A 7,168-nucleotide genomic window follows, 5' to 3' on the forward strand; every position below is an offset into this window, starting at 1 on the left:
TGAATAAATTGGTCAGAATCGTTTGTTGTTGGGCTGATTAAGAACGTTGTTTTTGAAAAAGCCATTGAACAAGAAACAGAAAAAGTCACAATTGACAAAATATTCATATCATAGTAATCTTACAAAGAACCAATCAACCATAAATTTTCTAAGGAGGGCGAACGTTATGATCTTCATTCAAAGGCAAGATACACGGCTAACAATTAAAGATATAACGCAGCCTCTCCTTTTGCTTTGATCTGAACGGAACAAAGCGAACCCGAACGTACTTTCTAAGTGCAGGCTGCGATTATAATTGCGGCTGCGCTTTTTATATTTCTGCGTGATTTTCACGTATATAAAAAGCTTTCGCATGTCTGCGGAGGCTTTTTCAATTTGTTAAGGTTACACTTTTCAGAAGCATACATTCATCGGGAATCCGGATGCAGAGCTCCTTTCCATAAAATAAGCGGATACAGGAAGAATTTAGACAATATGTTTTATCAGCAGTGCGTTTATTCCATAAGGTGGAAACCGATAGCGGGTAGTTGATTTTTTTAAGGAGGTTACGGCGTGTTTTCAATTTTTAAAAAGCTATCATGGTTCTTTAAAGAACAATGGAAACGTTATACGATTGCGATTTTATTTTTATGTCTTGTGAATCTCATGGAGGTTATTCCGCCGAAGCTTGTCGGAATGGCCATCGATGATATTAACAATGGAAACTTAACGAGTAATGGCATTATAAAATATATCGGATACTTGGCCGCTGTAGGCGTTGCTACTTATCTATTCACTTATCTATGGAGCTACCAGCTTCTTGGCGGTGCTTTCCTGGTTGAAAGGAAAATGAGATCCAGGTTTATGGGACATCTATTGAAGATGACACCGACATTCTTTGAAAAAAATCGCACCGGGGATTTGATGGCAAGGGGTACGAACGATTTAAAAGCGATCTCCAATACGGCAGGTTTCGGAATTTTGACGCTGGCCGATTCGATCCTCTTTACCTTTGTCATTTTGCTTGTAATGGGTGCGACCATAAGTTGGAAGCTGACTTTCGCTGCGATTCTTCCACTCCCGATCCTCGCTGTCATGATGCAAGTATTAGGAAAAAAAATCCACAGGAGGTTTACGGAAGCGCAGGATGCGTTTGGGGAATTGAACGATAAGGTTTTAGAGTCGGTTTCGGGGGTGCGGGTCATCCGTGCATATGTTCAGGAACGTGAAGATGAAGCGCGCTTTCAAAAGATGACGGAGGATGTGTACCGCAAGAACATTGAAGTTGCAAAGATTGATTCACTGTTTGACCCGGTCATTTCCATTCTGGTTGGGATCAGTTACTTAATTGGACTTGGCTATGGAGCTTATATGGTATTCCAGCAGCAGATTACACTTGGAGACCTTGTTTCCTTTAATGTTTACTTAGGGATGCTGATCTGGCCGATGATTGCTGTCGGCGAATTGATTAACGTGCTTCAAAGGGGAAATGCTTCCCTTGACCGGGTGCAGGGAACTCTTTCTTATCAAGAAGATGTGAAAAATGAAGAAGTAACAAAAAACATCGAAAAGCCAGGAGATATTTCATTTAAGCGTGTCAGCTTCACGTATCCGGCCTCGAACACCGTCAATTTGGATGATGTTTCGGTAACGATCGGGCGCGGCGAAACGCTTGGAATTGTCGGGAAAACCGGAAGCGGTAAAACAACGTTTGTCAAGCAGCTGCTTCGCGAATACCCGCACGGCAGCGGGGATATCTCCATAGCAGACATCCCGTTGAATAAGCTTGCCATCAGAGACGTCAGAAATTGGGTCGGTTATGTACCACAGGATCATTTCTTGTTTTCAAGGTCGGTAAGGGAAAATATCTTATTTGGCAAAGAAAATGCGACGGATCAGGAGCTAGGCACTGCCATTCGTTTAGCTGACTTCGAAAAGGACTTGGAAATGCTTCCGGAAAAATTGGAAACCCTAGTCGGCGAAAAAGGCGTTGCCCTTTCAGGGGGGCAAAAACAACGGATATCGATCGCAAGGGCACTCATCAAAAACCCGGAAATATTAATTTTGGACGATTCATTATCTGCCGTTGATGCCAAAACAGAAACGACGATCATCAATAATATCCAAAAGGACAGAGCCGGCAAAACGACTATTATCACGACGCATAGATTATCAGCGGTGCAACATGCGGACTGGATCATTGTTCTTGATGACGGAAAAATCATTGAAGAAGGCAGTCATAAGGCTTTGCTTGAACAAAATGGATGGTACAGAGAGCAATTTGAAAGACAGCAGGTTGAAGAAGGAACGGGGGTGGGTGCATGAAAGTCGTAAAAAAGCTCTATCAATATGCCACATTATATAAATCAATCATCATCGCAGCCCTGATTATGCTTTCGATTTCGGTTGCAGCTGATCTAACAGGACCTTTCGTAGCCAAAAGAATCATCGATCACCATATCCTCGGCATTGAATCAAAATGGTATCAGATAGAAAAGGGGAAAGATACCGTTTCTTTTCAAGGCGAATCCTACAAACGCGATGAATATTTTTCAGATAACGAAAAAAAGGGAAAAGAAGCAAGAATTCTTCAAGTCGGCAGAAGGTTTGTCTTCGTGGATCAGCCAGTTTCCTTTGACGGCAGCAGAAAACTATCAGGTGATACGCTAACAATCACTAAGGAGGGGGAAAAGGCCAGCTATAAGATAAGTGTCTTGCAAAGACGAGAATTGATGCGTTTTTATCAGCCGGAAATCTCAAGGATCTTAACGCTAGTCTTTGCCTATTTCGGACTTGTCGTGATTTCTTCCATTTTTCAGTATGGTCAGAGGTTTTACCTTCAAAAAGCGGCAAACAGGATTGTGCAGCGAATGAGGACGGATGTTTTTGAGCATATCTCAAGACTGTCGATCAGGTATTTTGACAATCTGCCGGCGGGGAAGGTCGTTGCAAGGATTACCAATGACACGGAAGCGATTCGCGAATTGTATGTAACAGTGCTGGCCAACTTTTTTTCAAGCACGATGAATATCATCGGGATCATCATCGCCTTGTACATCCTGAATCCTAAGATTGCTTCCATCTCGCTGCTGTTGATTCCAATCCTCATAATCTGGACAATTTTTTACCGAAAGTTTGCGTCAAAATACAACCAGATCATTCGGGCTCGCGTTAGTGATATAAATGGGATGATTAATGAATCGATCCAGGGCATGACCGTGATTCAGGCTTTCCGTCGCGAAAACGAAACGAAAGAATCGTTTGAAAAGCTGAATCAGGAACATTTCTCGTATCAGAATAAGATGTTGAACCTGAATTCTTTAACAAGTTATAACCTGATAAGTGTCTTAAAAAACATTTGCTTATGTGCATTCATCTGGTATTTTGGCGGTCAGTCATTAACTGCTTCATCAGCGATTTCCCTGGGAATGCTATATGCAGTGGTGGATTTTATTAACCGGCTGTTATATCCTGCCCAGGCCATTGTGAATCAGTTCGCCAATTTAGAGCAGGCGCTTGTCGCAGGTGAAAGAGTATTTAGCTTGTTGGATGAACCCAGTGTTCCTGTAAGCGATGGGAGTATTCCGAGATACAAAGGAAATGTCGAATTCAATCATGTCTCTTTTGGTTACAAAAAAGATAAGTATGTCCTTAAGGATATAACTTTATCAGCAAAGCAGGGAGAAACAGTTGCATTGGTTGGCCATACAGGTTCAGGCAAAAGCTCAATCATGAATCTTCTCTTTCGTTTTTATGACTGCAATGAGGGCAGCATTACGATTGACGGAATGGATATTAAAAATATCCCGCATCAAACGCTGCGCGAGCATATGGGAATCGTTCTCCAGGATCCTTATTTGTTCACCGGAACAATCGCGTCAAACATCGGTCTCGAAAATGAAAAAATCAGCCGCGAAATGATTGAAAAAGCACTAAAGGATGTAGGTGGAGATCAAGTGCTGAGCCATTTGGAAGAAGGGGTCGATTCACCGGTCATTGAAAAGGGAAGCACTCTTTCTTCCGGACAGCGCCAGCTGATTTCGTTTGCAAGGGCATTGGCGTTCAATCCAGCCATCCTGATCCTTGATGAGGCAACTTCGAGCATTGATACAGAAACAGAAGCAATTATCCAGGAGGCGATGGAAGTATTGAAGAAAGGCAGGACCACATTCATTATTGCCCACCGTCTTTCGACCATCAAAAACGCGGATCAAATTCTTGTTCTCGACAGAGGCCAAATCGTCGAACGCGGCAGTCACAACGAATTGATGGCATTGAAAGGCAAGTATTATCAGATGTATGAACTTCAGCAGGGACAGCAGAAAGGATTAGCAGGATAGAACTTTCGGTTGTTAGACTCCGCTAAAGTCTGCTACAATAATGGAAATGAATAGTTCTTATCAAGAGAGGCGGAGGGACTGGCCCTGTGAAGCCCGGCAACCTTCAAACAATCGTTTGAAAAGGTGCCAAATCCTGCAAAGTGATACTTTGCGAGATAAGTGACGGATACCGACAAAGCAGCCTCTCTATCTCCACGGTAGAGGGGCTTTTTATTGTTCCGTTGATTTCACTTTTCCATAAGGATGTTCATTTCACTACAAAGAAGCAAAATGGAATGCTAAACAGGGAAGGGGAAATCTATATGGACTTCACTAAAAGTTGTCCTATTGGGTTTTGGAACGGTAGGACTTGGCACATTTGAGGCAATCACACAGCTAAAAGAACAATTGGAGGCTTTAATCGGGAGAACGATTGAAATAGCTGGGGTGCTGATAAAAAACCGGTTTGGGATGAAGTAAAGACTGAAGGTATTTCAGCTATTTCAATCGAGGAGATTCAAGCTGCAGAAAAATTGGGGCTGCGGGTGAAGCACCTTGTAACGGTCGATAATAGTTTGAAAGTGGATATCAGGCCGGAGTTTGTAGATTCGGAGCATCCACTTTATGGTGTGGAGAAGGTAAATAATGCTGTGCTGATCAAAACTGATTTATTAGGAGATCTGACCCTTATTGGAGCCGGTGCCGGAGCAAAGCCAACGGCAAGCGCTGTTATAGAAGATTTCATTTCGCTTTATACTTAACGAATGACAATCCGGTTGGCGATAAAGCGAAAAATCTCTCCGCACCGAAACAGGAAGAAAATAAGGAAGAGACCGTTCTGTTTTTTTATAAAAATATCACACATGCTGACTTCGAAAAAATCGCAGCCAACCTGGAAGATCACGGAACAGTGCTTACATATACGGACATCGAGGAAGAAGGTTTTCCTTTAGTAGCTGTTTTATTTAATGGGAATCTCACAGGTTACTTAGATGGTAAATTGCAAAACGTTTACCGTGCAATAGTAAATCATATTCTCTTATCATCAGACAAAATGAGGGAACTTGCCCTGAACTAAATAAATCCCCACGATCAAAAATCCTATTGTAGTAATGTAGGATTTTTTTCTTGTTCAACAATCGGGCCAGATTGTTGTATAAATTATTCTTCGATCAAGTATATAAGTTAAATTTTAGATTAAGACTTTCATCGACAAAACCAAGGGATTTATGCCAAGATCTTTAATTTATATGGGTTGCAAATTATGATATAGTGAAACTTAATAAGTAATAGAAAGGAGATGTAGATTTATGTATAGTAAGCAAAAGCTTGAGATTGTAACAAATGGGGAGGTATGTGCACAATAAATTCATGCATAGAACCTCCCAAAGGTTATAATCAAAACTTTAGGAGGAAATGAAGTTGAATAATATAAATATGAAAAATTTAGGACTTACTGAAAAATTTATACAGGAGTCTAAAATATATAAAGATCTTTTTATTGGTCGAATTTCATCACAATATAAAAATTTGTATAAAGTTATTACGGAAAAAGGTGAATATACAGCTGAAATATCTGGAAAATTACGTCATAGTGTAAGCGAACTTTCTGAATATCCTGCTGTTGGAGACTTTGTTATGGTCGATCGAACAGATAATTCGCATGGAAACGGAATTATTCACCATATACTAAAACGGAAAAGTGTTTTTGCACGTAAAGTGGCAGGTTCTAAAAATGATACTCAAGTTGTCGCTACGAATATTGATACAGTTTTTATTTGTATGTCACTGAACAATGATTTTAATCTTCGTAGATTAGAGCGTTACCTTTCTATCGCTTGGGATAGCGGTGCGATCCCGGTTATTGTACTTACAAAATCAGATCTATGTAAGGAAATGGAAGTAAGACTTAACGAAATACCTTCTGTTGCAATAGGTGTAGATGTGCTTGTTACAACAAGTATTTCTGATGATGGATATCAATCATTAAAAAAATATCTTTCAAATGGGCAGACAGTAGCATTTATAGGCTCTTCTGGTGTTGGAAAATCAACCTTAATTAATCGTCTTCTCGGTCAAAGTGTATTAGATACGAGTGAAATTAGAAATGACGATAAGGGAAGACACACCACTACAAGGCGTGAGCTGATTATGTTGCCGGATTTAGGCGTTGTTATTGACACTCCTGGAATGCGAGAAATAGGTATTATTAGTGCTGATTTATCAAAATCCTTTGCTGATATTGATGAACTTGCTTCTAAGTGTAGATTTAACGACTGTACCCACAAAAATGAGCCAAACTGCGCAGTACAAAAAGCAATTAAAGATGACATTTTGTCAGTTGAAAGGCTAGAAAGCTATTGGAAACTTAAAAGGGAAACTAAGTATGAAGGTTTGAATTCTAAAATGATTGAAAAAGAAAAGATAAATGAGATGTTTAGTGGCATGGGTGGCATGAAAAATGCTAGGAAGTTCTTAAAAGAACAAAAAGAGAAAAAAAATAGATGAAACTCGAAACGGATGGTATTAGGAAGAGTACAAGAATTATAAAGATTATATTTGTTGGGAAACCGGCTCAATATTGAGCCGGCACTTTTTTGTTTGGATAGAAAAAAAGTTAAATCGTAAAATTACTTGATACTTATTAAACGAATTTGTAATTTAATGGAAGTTTAATGACGAATTTCCCCATTTAATTTTTATATTTTATTTTCAGCAATCTGGCGCTTTAATTGAATAAGGATCACATAAGATCAAACTTTTTTATAAAAGAATGATTCGATTGAATATATTAAGAGCGTGTTTTGATCCATCTTTTTTCAAAACACGCTTTTTCTGGCTCCTCGCCATTTAGTGTGGGAAAGTTAGTG

The 7,168-nt window shown here is 39.9% G+C and carries 5 protein-coding genes and 1 riboswitch; all 5 genes read left to right on the forward strand.

What is annotated here, in order from left to right; all coding sequences use genetic code 11:
• The first annotated feature begins 552 nt into the window (after positions 1-552).
• The 5 genes from ELQ35_RS21915 (at position 553) to rsgA (ending at position 6,806) form a co-directional block, all read left to right on the forward strand.
• Positions 553-2,304, forward strand: coding sequence for an ABC transporter ATP-binding protein (locus ELQ35_RS21915; RefSeq protein WP_126867297.1), 1,752 nt, complete (start codon positions 553-555; stop codon positions 2,302-2,304).
• Complete coding sequence (locus ELQ35_RS21920; protein ID WP_126867298.1) at positions 2,301-4,319, forward strand: ABC transporter ATP-binding protein; 2,019 nt, start codon at positions 2,301-2,303, stop codon at positions 4,317-4,319. Before ELQ35_RS21915 ends, ELQ35_RS21920 begins: the two co-directional genes overlap by 4 nt.
• 54 nt (positions 4,320-4,373) lie before the next feature.
• Positions 4,374-4,481: riboswitch (SAM riboswitch) on the forward strand.
• Between the two features lie 165 nt (positions 4,482-4,646).
• Positions 4,647-4,778, forward strand: a complete 132-nt coding sequence (locus ELQ35_RS23510) for a hypothetical protein (RefSeq protein ID WP_281278150.1) — start codon at positions 4,647-4,649, stop codon at positions 4,776-4,778.
• Positions 4,779-4,813: 35 nt separating this feature from the next.
• Positions 4,814-5,059, forward strand: coding sequence for a hypothetical protein (locus ELQ35_RS21925; protein WP_246026173.1), 246 nt, complete (start codon positions 4,814-4,816; stop codon positions 5,057-5,059).
• Positions 5,060-5,714: 655 nt separating this feature from the next.
• A complete protein-coding gene (gene rsgA / locus ELQ35_RS21930) occupies positions 5,715-6,806 on the forward strand; it encodes a ribosome small subunit-dependent GTPase A (RefSeq protein ID WP_246026171.1) in 1,092 nt (363 codons plus the stop codon).
• Positions 6,807-7,168: the final 362 nt, after the last annotated feature.

Source organism: Peribacillus cavernae (genome assembly GCF_003989135.1).
Lineage (GTDB): Bacteria > Bacillota > Bacilli > Bacillales > DSM-1321 > Peribacillus > Peribacillus cavernae.

Coding starts and splice junctions, on each gene's coding strand:
- ELQ35_RS21920 (WP_126867298.1), top strand. CDS start 2,301: ATGAAAGTCGTAAAAAAGCTCTATCAATATGCCACATTATATAAATCA.
- rsgA (WP_246026171.1), top strand. CDS start 5,715: ATGAAGTTGAATAATATAAATATGAAAAATTTAGGACTTACTGAAAAA.